Annotated in this window: 12 protein-coding genes and 1 pseudogene; 6 read left to right on the top strand and 7 right to left on the bottom strand. The window is 71.8% G+C overall.

What is annotated here, in order from left to right; all coding sequences use genetic code 11:
• Positions 1-358 precede the first annotated feature (358 nt).
• From ACFXAZ_RS00740 to ACFXAZ_RS00715, 6 genes and pseudogenes are all read right to left on the bottom strand, one after another.
• Positions 359-980: pseudogene (locus ACFXAZ_RS00740) on the bottom strand (NADH-quinone oxidoreductase subunit J); the annotation flags it as partial.
• Positions 977-1,600 carry a NuoI/complex I 23 kDa subunit family protein gene (locus ACFXAZ_RS00735; protein WP_384582876.1) on the bottom strand — a complete coding sequence of 208 codons (624 nt, stop codon included), beginning with the start codon at positions 1,598-1,600 and terminating at the stop codon, positions 977-979. The gene ACFXAZ_RS00735 and the pseudogene ACFXAZ_RS00740, both read right to left, overlap by 4 nt.
• A 2-nt stretch (positions 1,601-1,602) precedes the next feature.
• A complete protein-coding gene (locus ACFXAZ_RS00730) occupies positions 1,603-2,571 on the bottom strand; it encodes an NADH-quinone oxidoreductase subunit H (protein WP_384582873.1) in 969 nt (322 codons plus the stop codon).
• Positions 2,568-3,842 carry an NADH-quinone oxidoreductase subunit C gene (locus tag ACFXAZ_RS00725; protein WP_384582870.1) on the bottom strand — a complete coding sequence of 425 codons (1,275 nt, stop codon included), beginning with the start codon at positions 3,840-3,842 and terminating at the stop codon, positions 2,568-2,570. The genes ACFXAZ_RS00730 and ACFXAZ_RS00725 overlap by 4 nt, the downstream gene beginning before the upstream one ends.
• Positions 3,839-4,489 (bottom strand): NADH-quinone oxidoreductase subunit B, encoded by a 651-nt coding sequence (locus ACFXAZ_RS00720; protein WP_384582867.1) that lies wholly within the window; start codon positions 4,487-4,489, stop codon positions 3,839-3,841. Before ACFXAZ_RS00720 ends, ACFXAZ_RS00725 begins: the two co-directional genes overlap by 4 nt.
• Positions 4,480-4,902 (bottom strand): NADH-quinone oxidoreductase subunit A, encoded by a 423-nt coding sequence (locus ACFXAZ_RS00715; protein ID WP_382680308.1) that lies wholly within the window; start codon positions 4,900-4,902, stop codon positions 4,480-4,482. The genes ACFXAZ_RS00720 and ACFXAZ_RS00715 overlap by 10 nt, the downstream gene beginning before the upstream one ends.
• A 307-nt stretch (positions 4,903-5,209) precedes the next feature.
• Between ACFXAZ_RS00715 and ACFXAZ_RS00710 the strand changes: the two genes are divergently transcribed.
• From ACFXAZ_RS00710 to ACFXAZ_RS00690, 5 genes are all read left to right on the top strand, one after another.
• On the top strand, positions 5,210-6,442 hold the full coding sequence (locus tag ACFXAZ_RS00710) for a sensor histidine kinase (protein WP_384582864.1): 1,233 nt from the start codon (positions 5,210-5,212) through the stop codon (positions 6,440-6,442).
• Between the two features lie 145 nt (positions 6,443-6,587).
• Positions 6,588-7,919 (top strand): sensor histidine kinase, encoded by a 1,332-nt coding sequence (locus ACFXAZ_RS00705; protein ID WP_384582861.1) that lies wholly within the window; start codon positions 6,588-6,590, stop codon positions 7,917-7,919.
• A gap of 278 nt (positions 7,920-8,197) precedes the next feature.
• Positions 8,198-8,857, top strand: coding sequence for a LuxR C-terminal-related transcriptional regulator (locus tag ACFXAZ_RS00700; protein ID WP_382680608.1), 660 nt, complete (start codon positions 8,198-8,200; stop codon positions 8,855-8,857).
• Between the two features lie 340 nt (positions 8,858-9,197).
• Entirely contained in the window at positions 9,198-11,126 is a 1,929-nt protein-coding gene (locus tag ACFXAZ_RS00695; RefSeq protein WP_384582859.1) for a 2-oxoacid:acceptor oxidoreductase subunit alpha, read from the top strand.
• On the top strand, positions 11,119-12,198 hold the full coding sequence (locus tag ACFXAZ_RS00690; RefSeq protein ID WP_384582856.1) for a 2-oxoacid:ferredoxin oxidoreductase subunit beta: 1,080 nt from the start codon (positions 11,119-11,121) through the stop codon (positions 12,196-12,198). Before ACFXAZ_RS00695 ends, ACFXAZ_RS00690 begins: the two co-directional genes overlap by 8 nt.
• Before the next feature lie 221 nt (positions 12,199-12,419).
• On the opposite strand, the gene ACFXAZ_RS00685 is transcribed toward ACFXAZ_RS00690, so the two are convergent.
• Positions 12,420-12,824: a winged helix-turn-helix transcriptional regulator gene (locus tag ACFXAZ_RS00685; protein WP_384582854.1), complete on the bottom strand. Its 405-nt coding sequence runs from the start codon at positions 12,822-12,824 to the stop codon at positions 12,420-12,422.
• Positions 12,825-12,970: 146 nt separating this feature from the next.
• On the opposite strand from ACFXAZ_RS00685, the gene ACFXAZ_RS00680 reads away from it, so the two are divergent.
• Positions 12,971-13,831 (top strand): SDR family oxidoreductase, encoded by an 861-nt coding sequence (locus ACFXAZ_RS00680; protein WP_384582851.1) that lies wholly within the window; start codon positions 12,971-12,973, stop codon positions 13,829-13,831.
• The last annotated feature ends 100 nt before the right edge of the window (positions 13,832-13,931 follow it).

Below are 13,931 nucleotides of genomic sequence, written 5' to 3'. Positions count from 1 at the left end.
CCGGTGCCGGGGGCGGTACCGGGCTCGATACCGGGGGCGGTGCCGGTGCTGAGGTCGGGGGCGGTGCCGGGGGCGGGACCGGTGCCGGGGGGACCGGCGTTGGTGCCCGTGGGCGTGGTGCTGGTGCCGGGGGCGGTACCGGGCTCGATGCCGGGCGCGGTGCCGGTGCTGAGGTCGGGTTCGGTGCCGGGGCCAGAGCCCATGGCGAGATCGGGTCCGGTGCCGGGGGCCGACTCAGTGCCGGGAGCGGTGCCGAGGTCGGGGCCTGTGCCGGGGCCGGGAGCGGGACCGGTGCCGGGGGGACCGGCGTTGGTGCCCGTGGGCGTGGTGCCCGGTGTCGTTTTCTTCGCCGGTGACGCGTTCGGCTTTGCCTTGCGGGACAGGACGATCGCGCCGACCAGGGCGGACAGGAGGAGGACGGAGAGGGCCTCGAAGGGGAGGACCCAGTTCTGGAAGAGGCTCTCGCCGGTGACGCGGGTGGAGCCGGCGGCGGCGCCTTCGAGGTTGATCCAGGTGGCCCGGAAGGCGTCCACGACCACCCAGATCAGCAGGGCCGCGGCGACGACGGCCACACCGAGGGCGACCCAGCGGTTGCCGGAGTCGGCGTCGGGGCTGCGGCCGATGGGGGCCTTGGTGAGCATCAGACCGAACAGCAGGAGGACGACGACGGAACCGACGTAGATCAGCACCTGGACCCAGGCGATGAACTCGGCGGTGAGGAGGAGGTATTCGACGGCGAGGCCGCCGAGGGCGACGACGAGCCAGAGGGCGGCGTGGACCAGTTGCCGGGTGGTGACGGTGACGATCGCGGCGCCGAAGGTGACGAGGCCGACGAGGAGGAAGGCGATCTCGACGCCGGTCGGGGAGAGGAAGCCGCGGGTGTCGGCGGTCGCGCCGGAGGCGGTGGCGGAAGCGGCGGCCGTGGTCAGCGTGGTGTGCGCTGCCGTCGCGGCGGCTGCGGCGGTGGCGGCGAGGGTCATGAGTCGTCTCCCTCGGCGCCGCCGGTCGTCCGCTCGGTCCCGGGGGCCGGCTGCGGGGCCTGCGTGGCCGCGAGTTTCTCGGCGGTCTTGTGGGCTGCGGCGATCTCCTTCGGTTCCTCCGCGCCCGGGTCGAGGGCCGGTGGGGCCGGGACCGTCCACATCCACTCGCGGAGTTTGTCGCGCTCGTGGGTGAGGTCGAGGATGTCGGTCTCGGCGTACTCGAACTCCGGTGACCAGAAGAGGGCGTCGAAAGGACAGACCTCGATGCAGATACCGCAGTACATGCACAGGGAGAAGTCGATGGCGAAGCGGTCGAGGACGTTGCGGCTGCGCTCGCGGCCACCGGGGGCCGCCGCCGGGATCGTCTCCTTGTGGGAGTCGATGTAGATGCACCAGTCCGGGCACTCACGGGCGCAGAGCATGCAGACCGTGCAGTTCTCCTCGAAGAGACCGATGACGCCCCGGCTGCGGGGCGGGAGATCGGGCTGGACGTCGGGGTACTGCTGGGTGACGGACCTGCGGGTCATCGTGCGCAGGGTGACGGCCAGGCCCTTGGCGAGGCCGCTGCCGGGGAAGCGGGACCGGGGGGACGGGGTGGACTCCGGGGTGGACTCGGCCATGGCTACTGGATCACCACCTTGACGACGCCGGTGAGGGCGATCTGGGCGAGGGAGAGGGGGACGAGGAGGGTCCAGGAGAACTTCTGGAGCTGGTCCTCGCGCAGCCGGGGGTAGGTGACGCGCAGCCAGATCACGAGGAACGCGAGGACGGCCGCCTTCAGCAGGGTCCAGACCCAGCCGAGGCCGTCGGCGCCCCAGGGGCCGTGCCAGCCGCCCAGGAAGAGGACGGTGGTCAGGCCGCACAGGACGACGATCCCGGCGTACTCGGCGAGGAGGAAGAGGGCGAAACGCAGGCCGGTGTACTCGGTGTACGCGCCGAAGATGATCTCGGAGTCGGCGACCGGCATGTCGAACGGCGGGCGCTGCAACTCGGCGAGGCCCGCCACGAAGAAGACGATCGCGCCGACGATCTGCCAGGGCAGCCACCACCACTCGAAGGCGTCGAGGATGCCGGGCAGCGAGACCGTGCCGGCCGCCATGGCGACGGAGGCGGCGGCGAGCAGCATGGGGAGTTCGTAGGCGAGGAGCTGGGCGGCGGTGCGCAGGCCGCCGAGGAGGGAGAACTTGTTGGCGGAGGCCCATCCGGCCATCAGCGACCCGAGCACGCCGACGCCCATGACGGCGAGCACGAAGAACACGCCCGCGTCGATCACCTCACCGACCGCGCCCTCGCCGGGGCCGATCGGGATGGCGAGCAGGACGAGGAGGTACGGGAGGAGGGCCACGGCCGGGGCGAGCTGGAAGATACGGCGGTCCGCGCCGCTGGGGACGATGTCTTCCTTCTGCGCGAACTTCACGCCGTCGGCCACGAGCTGGGCCCAGCCGTGGAAGCCGCCGGCGTACATGGGGCCGAGCCGGCCCTGCATATGGGCCATGACCTTGTGCTCGGTCTGGCCGACGAGCAGGGGGAAGGTGAGGAACACGACGAAGACGATCAGGAGTCGCAGGGCGACGTCCAGGGCGTCGTTCACTGCCGGCCTCCTTCCGGGTCTTCGGGGGCGGGGGGAGTAGCGGGGTCGGTGGGAGTGGTGGGGGGTTGCGGAGTTTCGGTGGGCGCGTCCGTGGACGTATCCGTGTCGTCGGTGTCCGCGTCCGTGTCCGCCGGTGTCTCCCCGGCCGGTTCCTCGAAGGCCGGGCGGGCGTGGTGCCAGGGCGCGTCCGGGCTGCGCGGGGAGGTGGTGGGGCGGCCGGGGGCGGGGTCCGGCGAGGCAGAGGGCCCGTTCGAGGGCTCATCCGAGGGCTTGTCCGGCGTACCAGCCGACTCCGTCGCCCCCGTCCGTTGGGACGCCGAGCCGTCGGACGCGCCGCGTGACCGGCGTGGGCCGGACGGCTGTTGGGAGGCCGAGCCTTCGGCAGCGCTACGGGCCCGGCGTGGGGCGCCGGAGGGGGGCGCGCCCGGCGACTGGTCCGGCGTGTTCGAGGTGTCCGGAGTGCCCGGCGTATCCGGCGTATCCGGCGTGCCTGCGGTGCCGGGAGGCGGCGTCTGGCTGGCGGAGCCCTCCGACGCCGTACGGGAGCGCCGTACGGGACGCTCACCGGCACCCGCGGCCCGTTCCCCGGCACCCGCGGCCCGTTCCCCGGCACCCGCGGCCCGCGCGCCCGCGCCCGCCGCTCTCCCGCCCGCCCCCGCCGCACGTCCCGCGCCTCGGGCCGGGCGGGTCGGGGCAGGGGGGAGCTGGCCCTTCTGGGGGCCCCATTCGTTGGGGTCGGGGACGCCCGGGGGGAGCATCTGGCGGCGTTTGGGGCCGCCGTGTTCCGACTCGCCGGGTTCCTTGGCGCCGGGCCAGGCCTTGGCGACGCGGGCGGCGAGGACGAAGTCCTTGCGCAGCGGATGGCCCTCGAAGGTGTCGGGGAGGAGGAGGTGGTCGAGGCCCGGGTGGCCGGCGAAGTCGACGCCGAACATCTCGTGGGTCTCGCGCTCGTGCCAGGCGGCACCCGCGTAGACGCCGACGGCGGAGGCGAGGGCCGGGGCGTCGTGCGGGACGGTGGTGCGCAGGAGCAGCCGCCGGACCGGCGCCAGCGCCACGACATGGGCGGCGACGCGGAAGCCGGTGCCGGGTTCGTCGACGGCGCTGAGCCAGTCGAAGTAGGTGCAGCCGAGCGTGTCGCGGGCGGTGCGCAGGGCGTCGGTCCAGGTGGTGGGGGGTACGTCGACGGTGAGGAGGGAGTAGGACTCCTCGGCCGTGGCCGCCGCGCCGAAGAGCTCCTCGGCGGTGGCCGGCAGCCAGCCGACGGCGGTCATCGGGTGTCCCCCTCGGCGGCCGGTGGCCGGACCAGACCGCTCTGGAGGGCGGCGGCGGACGGGCCGGAGCCGGTGGTGCCGTAGCGCTCGCCCAGCGACTCGCGGGCGATCTTCTCCTGGAGTTTGAGGATGCCCTGGAGGAGGGCCTCGGGGCGGGGCGGGCAGCCCGGGACATAGACGTCCACGGGGATGATCTGGTCGACGCCCTTGGTGACGGAGTAGGAGTCCCAGTACGGGCCGCCGCAGTTGGAGCAGGCGCCGAAGGAGATGACGTACTTCGGCTCGGGCATCTGCTCGTACAGGCGTTTGATGGCGGGGGCCATCTTGTCGGTGACCGTGCCGGAGACGACCATCAGGTCGGCCTGGCGGGGGCCCGGCGCGAAGGGGATGACGCCGAGCCGGATGAAGTCGTGGCGGGCCATGGACGCGGCGATGAACTCGATGGCGCAGCAGGCCAGACCGAAGTTGAAGACCCAGAGCGAGTAGCGGCGGCCCCAGTTCAGGACGACCTTCATGGGCTCGGGGGCGAGGCGGGCGAGGGCGCCGAGGCGACTGGGCTCCGGCAGCGGCACCGGTGCCGAGGCCGGAACCGACACCGGAACCGGCACCGGTTCGTGCCGCTCCGCGTCCGGCGGGGTCACGTCCATTCCAGAACCCCCTTCTTGTAGGCGTAGAGCAGTCCCACGGCGAGGAAGCCGAGGAAGATGAACATCTCGACCAGCGTGGTCGCGCCGTAGCCGGGGTCGGCGAAGACGGTCGCCCAGGGGAAGAGGAAGATCGAGTCGACGGCGAAGATGACGTAGAGGAAGGCGTAGACGTAGTAGCGGACCTGGGTGTGGGCCCAGCCCTCGCCCACGGGGTCGACGCCGCACTCGTACGTCAGCAGCTTCTCGGGCGTCGGGACGACGGGGCGCAGCAGCCGCCCGGCGCCGAAGGCCACGGCGACGAAGAGCACGCCGATCACGGCCAGCACCCCGACGACCGAGTACGACTGGAAGTAGTCCGCCGCGACGGCCTCGGTCGCGATGACCTCCACCGGTTCGACGGTCGGTTGCCTCACGTCCGTCCCTCGCTCCCTGGCCTCGCCCTGTAGTCCCGATGGTCCCGACAGTCCCGGCACCGGGACGACCGTCGGTCCCGATACCTGAGACGAACGTCGGTCCCGGCACCGGGACGACCGTCCCGGCCTCGATCACGACGCCGTGTACGCCACTGTTCGACGATCTGTACGCACGGGAGTCTAGGCCCTGCTAAAGGCGCGGTAAGCAGCCTGTCAGGGGTCGGGGCACGGGGGTGGGGTTTTCCTCAGGGGAACCGGGCGGTCCACCTCATGGCGCGGGCGACCGCGGCCGGGCACGCTGGCTGTCATGACCGAACGAATCCCGTCCGCGGGCACCGGCCAGGCCGACCGGGATGCCCGGCCGGGCGACGGTGACGAGACCGCCGCCCGTGACGACCGCCTGCCGCCGCCCCGCCTGGGCTACGACCAGCACACCTGGAAGGAGATCGCGCATCTCCTGGTCAATCTGCCGATGGCGCTGATCGGCTTCGTCTACACGACGACGGTGCTGGTCACCGGCGCCTTTCTGACCGTCACCGTGATCGGCTTCCCGCTGCTCGCGCTGGGGCTGATGGGCGCGCGGCGGCTGGGCCGGCTGGAGCGCGCGCGGGCGCGGGCGCTGCTCGGGGTGCGGGTGGACGAGCCGAGCCCGCTGCCGTGGCGCGGCGCTCGGGACGACGGGCTCTTCGCGCGGATATGGATGATGGTCAAGGACCCGGTGGGCTGGCGGACGGTCCTGTACGACTTCATCCGGCTGCCCTGGGGCATCCTCACCTTCACGATCACGCTGGTGTCGCTGTTCGTGCTGTGGCCGGTGCTGCCGTTCATCGCGCGGGGCCTGGCCAATGTGGACCGGGCGATGGTGCGCGGGCTGCTCTCGCCGTCGGACGAGCTGGAGCGGCGGATCGCGGAGCTGGAGTCGGACCGCGGGGTCGTGGTCGACACGGCCGCGGCGGACCTGCGGCGCATCGAACGGGATCTGCACGACGGGGCGCAGGCCCGGCTGGTCAATCTCGCCATGGGGCTGGGGCTGGCCAAGGAGAAGCTGCTGGAGGACCCGGACACGGCCGCGGTGATGGTCGAGGAGGCGCACGGCGAGGTGAAGCTGGCCCTTCAGGAGCTGCGGGATCTGGCCCGCGGCATCCATCCGGCGGTGCTCACCGACCGGGGGCTCGACGCGGCGCTGTCCTCGGTGGCCTCGCGGTGCACGGTGCCGGTGAAGGTGACCGTCGACCTGGTGGAGCGACCGGCCGAGGCCATCGAGGGCATCGCGTACTTCACGGTCTCCGAGCTGCTCCAGAACGTGAGCAAGCACAGCCGGGCGAAGTCCGCGGCGGTGGATGTGTGGCGGACGGAGGAGCGGCTGCTCATCCAGGTCGCGGACGACGGCCGCGGCGGCGCGAGCCTGGACGGCGGCACGGGCATGCGGGGTCTGTCGGACCGGCTGGGCGCGGTGGACGGCCTGTTCGTCGTCGACTCCCCCGAGGGCGGCCCCACGACGATCACCGCCGAGCTGCCGTGGCGCCGGCGGAAGGTATGAGGCGGGGGGTAGGGAAAACCCCCCTCCCAAGACGCCGACGTCCTCCATGGTCCGGAGCCCGCGGCGAAGGGACGCTGGTGGCGCAAGGACGGATGCGAGAGCACACCCAGGATCGGTAGCGAGGGAACGGGACGGGACGACGCCGATGACCACGACGGAGTACGGGCACGAGTACGGGGCCGGTTACGGAAACCGGGGCGGATGGCTGCCGGTCGGGCTGCGGGCGCCGTTCGAGGGGCGGGCCTGGCGGGAGTTCCTCTATGTGCTGCTGAGCCTGCCGCTGAGCATCGCGCTGTTCACCTACGCGGTCACGATGTTCTCGCTGGGGGCGGGCCTGCTGGTGACCTTCCTCGGCATTCCGGTGCTGGCGGCGGCGCTGGCCGGCTGCCGGGGCCTGGGCGCGGTGGAGCGGGCGCGGGCGCGCGGGCTGCTGCGGCTGGAGGTGGCCGCGCCGGAGCCGCTGCGGGTGGGCAAGGGCGGCGCGATGGGCTGGATGTGGGCGGTGCTCAAGAGCGGCGCCTCCTGGCGGGCGCTGCTGTACTCGGTGCTGCATCTGCCGTGGGCGGTCTTCTCGTTCGGCGTGGCGGTGACGGTCTGGGTCACGGGGTGGACGCTGATGACGTACCCGCTGTGGTTCTGGGTGCTGCCGATGTACGGCGGGCAGGACGGGATCCAGCTGTACGGCGACGAAACGCACCGGATGTATCTCGACAACCCCTTCGAGATCGGGGTGACCGCGGCGGTCGGGCTGCTGTTCGTGCTGTCGGCGCCGTGGATCGTGCGGGCGCTGACCACGGTGGACCGGCTGATGGTGCACGGGCTGCTCGGGGCGTCGCAGCTGGCCACGCGGGTGGTGGAGCTGGAGTCGGACCGCGGGGTCGTCGTCGACACGGCCGCGGCGGACCTGCGGCGCATCGAACGGGATCTGCACGACGGGGCGCAGGCCCGGCTGGTCAATCTGGCGATGGATCTGGGGCTGGCGAAGGAGAAGCTGAGCGAGGACCCGCAGGCGGCGGCGCGGATGGTGGACGAGGCGCACGGCGAGGTGAAGACGGCGTTGCAGGAGCTGCGGGATCTGGCCCGCGGCATCCACCCGGCGGTGCTGACGGACCGGGGTCTTGACGCGGCGCTGTCGTCGGTGGCCTCGCGGTGCGCGGTGCCGGTACGGGTGGATGTGGACCTGGTGGAGCGGCCGGCTCCGGCGATCGAGGGGATCGCGTACTTCACGGTCTCCGAGCTGCTCCAGAACATCAGCAAGCACGCGCGGGCCCGGTCGGCGTGGGTGGATGTGTGGCGGGTGGAGAACCGGCTGATGCTCCAGGTCACGGACGACGGGGTGGGCGGCGCGGACGCGGAGGCCGGTTCGGGCCTCGCCGGCCTCGCGGGCCGCCTGGACGCGGTGGACGGCATCCTGGTCGTCGACTCCCCGCCGGGCGGACCCACGCGGGTGACCGCGGAGCTGCCGTGGCGGAGGTGAGCGCGTCGGTGAGGTGAGGCGGGGGTTGGGGTGGGGCGGGGCTGAGGTGAGGCGCCGGTGCGGTGAGGCGGGGGTGGGGTGACCCTGCTGCCGCCGGAACCCTCCCCCGCAGACGCACCCCCGCCCCCTCCCCCGCAGACCCACCCCCCTCCCACTCCCGCCCCACCCATACGCACGCAGGTCTGAATGCTGGAATGCTGGACCTGTTCGCGCTGTGGGATGGAGCCGTTCGCCGGGAACGGCGGGCGGGGTGGGGGGACGGGATCGTGGAGGACAAGGTGCGGGTGGTCATCGCCGAGGATTCGGTGCTGCTGCGGGAAGGCCTGACGCGGCTGCTCACCGACCGGGGGCACGACGTGGTCGCCGGGGTCGGTGACGCGGAGGCGTTGATCAAGACCGTGACCGAGCTGGACGCGGAGGGCGGGCTGCCGGACGTCGTGGTGGCGGACGTGCGGATGCCGCCGACGCACACGGACGAGGGGGTCCGGGCGGCCGTGCGGTTGCGGAAGTCGTATCCGGGGCTCGGGGTGCTGGTGCTGTCGCAGTACGTGGAGGAGCGGTACGCGACGGAGCTGCTCGCCGGGTCGAGCCGGGGGGTCGGGTATCTGCTGAAGGACCGGGTGGCCGAGGTCCGCGAGTTCGTGGACGCGGTGGTGCGGGTCGCCCGGGGCGGTACGGCGCTGGACCCCGAGGTGGTCGCGCAGCTGCTCGGGCGGTCCCGGAAGCAGGACGTGCTCGCGGGCCTGACCCCGCGGGAGCGGGAGGTGCTGGGGCTGATGGCCGAGGGCCGTACGAATTCGGCCATCGCCAAACAGCTGGTGGTGAGTGACGGGGCCGTGGAGAAGCACGTCAGCAACATCTTCCTGAAGCTGGGCCTGTCGCCGAGCGAGGGGGACCACCGGCGGGTGCTGGCGGTGCTCACGTATCTGAACTCCTGAATGACTCCCGGATGGCTCCTGAAAGCCCTTTCTGCTCGCCAGACCCCCGGAGGGACCCACTCCGACGAGAGCACCGGCGTGCGCCCCGGAGGGCCTGGATGACCCGAAAGGCCCCGTGCGACACCCCTGCCCGGAGAACCCCCGCGACCCCCGCGGCGTCTTCCCGAACAGGCGCGGCAGGGCGGCGGAGCGGCGCTCGTCCGGGTGGTGGGCCGTCTCAAAGGGGTGTTCATCATGCGAATGGCCCCGAAGGGGCGACCTCGGCGGACGTAGGGTTGCTCCAGGGTGCGCCCGCGGGAGGGCCGTGCCCCGACAGCAGCCTCGAAGGAGGTCCAGTTCAGTGACCAGCCAGGTCAGTAGCGAGAAGGAACAGGCCGACGGAGCCGTCATAGGAGAGCAGCGCAAACCGGTGGGAGCGAAGGACGTCCGCCGGCTGGACCGGGTGATCATCAGGTTCGCGGGGGACTCGGGTGATGGCATGCAGCTCACCGGTGACCGGTTCACCTCGGAGACGGCGTCCTTCGGCAACGACCTGTCGACCCTGCCGAACTTCCCCGCCGAGATCCGGGCGCCCGCCGGGACCCTGCCGGGGGTGTCGTCGTTCCAGCTCCACTTCGCCGACCATGACATCCTCACCCCCGGTGACGCGCCGAACGTCCTGGTGGCGATGAACCCGGCGGCGCTGAAGGCGAACATCGGCGATGTGCCGCGCGGCGCGGAGATCATCGTCAACACGGACGAGTTCACCAAGCGGGCCATGCAGAAGGTCGGCTACGACAGCAATCCGCTGGAGGACGGGTCCCTCGACGGGTATCACCTGCATCCGGTGCCGCTGACCACGCTCACCGTGGAGGCGCTGAAGGACTTCGACCTGTCCCGCAAGGAGGCCGAGCGCAGCAAGAACATGTTTGCGCTGGGCCTGCTGTCGTGGATGTACCACCGGCCGACGGAGGGCACCGAGCAGTTCCTGACGACGAAGTTCGCGCGCAAGCCGGAGATCGCCGCCGCGAACATCGCCGCGTTCCGCGCGGGCTGGAACTTCGGCGAGACGACCGAGGACTTCGCGGTCTCCTACGAGGTCGCCCCGGCCACCACCGCCTTCCCGGTCGGGACGTACCGGAACATCTCCGGCAATCTGGCTCTCGCGTACGGTCTGATCGCGGCCTCGCGGCAGGCGGATCTGCCGCTGTTCCTGGGCTCGTACCCGATCACCCCGGCCTCCGACGTGCTGCACGAACTGAGCCGGCACAAGAACTTCGGGGTGCGCAGCTTCCAGGCCGAGGACGAGATCTCCGGTATCGGCGCCGCTCTCGGTGCCGCGTTCGGCGGCTCGCTCGCCGTCACCACCACCAGCGGTCCCGGCCTCGCCCTGAAGTCGGAGACCATCGGGCTCGCGGTGTCGATGGAGCTGCCGCTGCTCGTCATCGACATCCAGCGCGGCGGCCCCTCCACAGGCCTGCCCACCAAGACCGAGCAGGCCGATCTGCTCCAGGCGATGTACGGGCGCAACGGCGAGGCGCCGGTGCCGATCGTCGCCCCGCGCACCCCGGCCGACTGCTTCGACGCCGCGATCGAGGCGGCCCGGATCGCCCTGGCCTACCGCACCCCGGTGCTGCTGCTGAGCGACGGCTATCTGGCCAACGGCTCCGAGCCGTGGCGAATCCCGGAGCTGGAGGAGCTGCCCGATCTGGCGGTGCAGTTCGCGCAGGGCACCAACCACACACTCGACGACGGCACCGAGGTGTTCTGGCCGTACAAGCGCGACCCGCACACCCTCGCCCGCCCGTGGGCGGTCCCCGGCACGCCGGGTCTCGAACACCGCATCGGCGGCATCGAGAAGCAGGACGGCACCGGGAACATCTCGTACGACCCCGCCAACCACGACTTCATGGTCCGCACCCGGCAGGCGAAGATCGACGGCATCACCGTGCCCGACCTCGACGTCGACGACCCGGACCGGGCCCGCACCCTGGTGCTCGGCTGGGGCTCCACCTACGGCCCCATCACCGCCGCCGTCCGCCGGCTGCGCACCGCCGGGCTGCCGATCGCGCAGGCCCATCTGCGCCACCTGAACCCCTTCCCGCGGAATCTGGGCACGGTCCTCCAGGGCTACGACAAGGTCGTGATCCCCGAGATGAACCTCGGCCAGCTCGCCACCCTGATCCGGGCGAAGTACCTGGTCGACGCGCACAGCTACAACCAGGTGAACGGCATGCCGTTCAAGGCCGAACAGCTCGCCACGGCGCTCAAGGAGGCCATCGATGGCTGAGACGTCCACGGAAGGCACGGGCACGATCGAGGCACTTTCACTCGTCCCCAAGGCCGAGGCCCGCCAGTCCATGAAGGACTTCAAGTCCGATCAGGAAGTGCGCTGGTGCCCCGGCTGCGGTGACTACGCGATCCTCGCCGCCGTGCAGGGCTTCATGCCCGAACTGGGCCTCGCCAGGGAGAACATCGTCTTCGTCTCCGGCATCGGCTGCTCCTCCCGCTTCCCGTACTACATGAACACCTACGGGATGCACTCCATCCACGGCCGGGCCCCCGCCATCGCCACCGGCCTCGCCACCTCCCGCCGTGATCTGTCCGTCTGGGTCGTCACCGGCGACGGCGACGCCCTGTCCATCGGCGGCAACCACCTCATCCACGCCCTGCGCCGCAACGTCAACCTCAAGATCCTCCTCTTCAACAACCGGATCTACGGGCTGACCAAGGGCCAGTACTCGCCCACCTCCGAGGTCGGCAAGATCACCAAGTCGACGCCGATGGGGTCGCTCGACGCGCCCTTCAACCCGGTGTCGCTGGCGATCGGCGCGGAAGCGTCCTTCGTGGCCCGCACCATCGACTCCGACCGCAAGCACCTCACCCAGGTCCTGCGCGAGGCCGCCGCCCACCCCGGCACCGCCCTGGTCGAGATCTACCAGAACTGCAACATCTTCAACGACGGCGCCTTCGACGCCCTCAAGGACCGGCAGCGCGCCGAGGAAGCCGTCATCCGCCTGGAGCACGGCAAGCCGATCCGCTTCGGCGCCGACGGCGCGCGGGGAGTCGTACGGGACCCGCGGACCGGCGACCTCCAGGTCATCGACGTCACCCCGCAGAACGAGGCACAGGTGCTGGTGCACGACGCGCACGCCACCTCACCGACCACGGCGTTCGCCCTGTCCCGCCTCGCCGACCCGGACACCCTGCACCACACCCCCATCGGCGTCCTGCGCTCCGTCGACCGGCCCGTCTACGACGACCAGATGACCGAGCAACTCGACACCGCCATCGAGCAGAACGGCAAGGGCGACCTCGCCGCGCTGCTCGCGGGCGGGGACACCTGGACGGTGGTCGGCTGACACCAGCCGACGCCCGCGAGGGGAAGGCCGGCGACGGCGAACGAGCGTGAGAAGGGCCCGGGTAGCGGAAGTACCCGGGCCCTTCTCATGCCCCCGTGCTTCTCAGTGCTCGCCGTGCTCCTCGTGCTCCCCGTGCTCCCCGTGCCGGTGCCGGCTGCTTGCCGGTACTGGCCGACGGCTGCTTTCCAGTACTGGCCGACGGCTGGATGCCAGTACTGGCGCTAGCCCAGCGAAGCGCCCCGCGCCGCGTCGTACCGCTCCCGCGCCTCCGCCACCGCCCCCATCCGGCGTTCCGTCCACAGGGCCAGCGCGCGGACCTGTTCGGCGGCCTCATGGCCCAGGGGGGTGAGGGAGTAGTCGACCCGGGGCGGGATCACGGGCTTGGCGTCCCGGTGGACGAGGCCGTCGCGTTCCAGGGTCTGGAGGGTCTGGGTCAGCATCTTCTCGCTGACCCGCCGGACCCCGTCGATCGCCCGGCGCAGCTCGCTGAAGCGGTGCGGGCGTTCGAGCAGCGCGATCAGGACGAGGACGCCCCAGCGGCTGGTGACATGTTCCAGGACCAGGCGGTACGGGCATATCGCCTCGTCGCCGCTCACGCTCACACTCTCGCTCTCACTTACCGACATGCCGGTACCTTACTTCAAAGTGGGTACTTTCCTTTCGCTAGTGCCCTCCCTAGGGTGAGTGACATAGCTCGTACCTCGATCACCCCACCCCCACCCACCCCCACCCCCTCCCCAGAGGGGCACAGGAACCACAGGGAGAGTCCCCCATGAGCATCGTCGTCACCGGAGCCACCGGTCACCTCGGCCGCCATGTCGTCGCACAGTTGCTGGAGCGGGTGCCGGCCGGGCAGCTCACCGCCGTCGTGCGCGACGAGGCCAAGGCCGCCGACCTCGCCGCCCGGGGCGTACGGATCGCCGTCGCCGACTACAACGCGCCCCGGACCTTCGACAACCTCTTCGCCCCCGGCGACAAGGTGCTGCTGATCTCCGGCAGCGAGTTCGACAAGGACCGCGTCGCCCAGCACAAGGTCGTCGTGGACGCCGCCAAGGCGGCCGGGGTCGCGCTGCTCGCGTACACCAGCGCCCCCGCGAGCCTGACCGCCGCCCTCGCCGACGACCACCGCGCCACCGAGCGGCTGATCGTGGACTCGGGCGTGCCGTACGTCTTCCTGCGCAACGGCTGGTACCACGAGAACTACACCGAGAACCTGGCCCCGGTGCTGGCGCACAACACCGTGGTCGCCGCCACCGGTGACGGCCGGATCGCCTCCGCCGCGCGCGCCGACTACGCCGCCGCCGCGGTCGCCGTACTGACCGGCGAGGGGCACGAGAACACGGCGTACGAGCTGTTCGGCGACAGCGCGTGGAGCATGGCCGAGTACGCGGCCGAGCTGAGCCGGCGGACCGGGCGGGAGATCGGCTTCACCAATGTCTCCGCCGAGGCCCTCACCGGCATCCTGACCGGCGCCGGGCTGCCCGAGCCGCTCGCCGCCATCCTCGCCGGGGTGGACGTGTCCATCGAGAAGGGTGAGCTGGCCGGGGGCGTCGACGACCTCTCCCGGCTGGCGGGCCGCCCGACCACGCCGCTGTCCGACGCGATCGCCGCCGCCACCGGCCCCGACGCCTGAGGCCCGCGCCCCCGGACACGCAATGCCCCGGGTCTGGGGGGGGGGTCGGGTGTGTTGTGTGCGCACTCACGACCCCGCCCACACAGACCCCCGCGCCAGG

The organism is Streptomyces sp. NPDC059477 (assembly GCF_042749375.1).
In the GTDB taxonomy this organism is placed as follows: domain Bacteria; phylum Actinomycetota; class Actinomycetes; order Streptomycetales; family Streptomycetaceae; genus Streptomyces.
The sequence above is the reverse complement of the archived record's forward strand: the minus strand, read 5'-3'. Positions and strand labels throughout refer to the sequence as shown.

Coding starts and splice junctions, on each gene's coding strand:
- ACFXAZ_RS00690 (WP_384582856.1), top strand. CDS start 11,119: ATGGCTGAGACGTCCACGGAAGGCACGGGCACGATCGAGGCACTTTCA.
- ACFXAZ_RS00705 (WP_384582861.1), top strand. CDS start 6,588: ATGACCACGACGGAGTACGGGCACGAGTACGGGGCCGGTTACGGAAAC.
- ACFXAZ_RS00735 (WP_384582876.1), bottom strand. CDS start 1,600: ATGGCCGAGTCCACCCCGGAGTCCACCCCGTCCCCCCGGTCCCGCTTC.
- ACFXAZ_RS00710 (WP_384582864.1), top strand. CDS start 5,210: ATGACCGAACGAATCCCGTCCGCGGGCACCGGCCAGGCCGACCGGGAT.
- ACFXAZ_RS00685 (WP_384582854.1), bottom strand. CDS start 12,824: ATGTCGGTAAGTGAGAGCGAGAGTGTGAGCGTGAGCGGCGACGAGGCG.
- ACFXAZ_RS00720 (WP_384582867.1), bottom strand. CDS start 4,489: ATGGACGTGACCCCGCCGGACGCGGAGCGGCACGAACCGGTGCCGGTT.
- ACFXAZ_RS00725 (WP_384582870.1), bottom strand. CDS start 3,842: ATGACCGCCGTCGGCTGGCTGCCGGCCACCGCCGAGGAGCTCTTCGGC.
- ACFXAZ_RS00680 (WP_384582851.1), top strand. CDS start 12,971: ATGAGCATCGTCGTCACCGGAGCCACCGGTCACCTCGGCCGCCATGTC.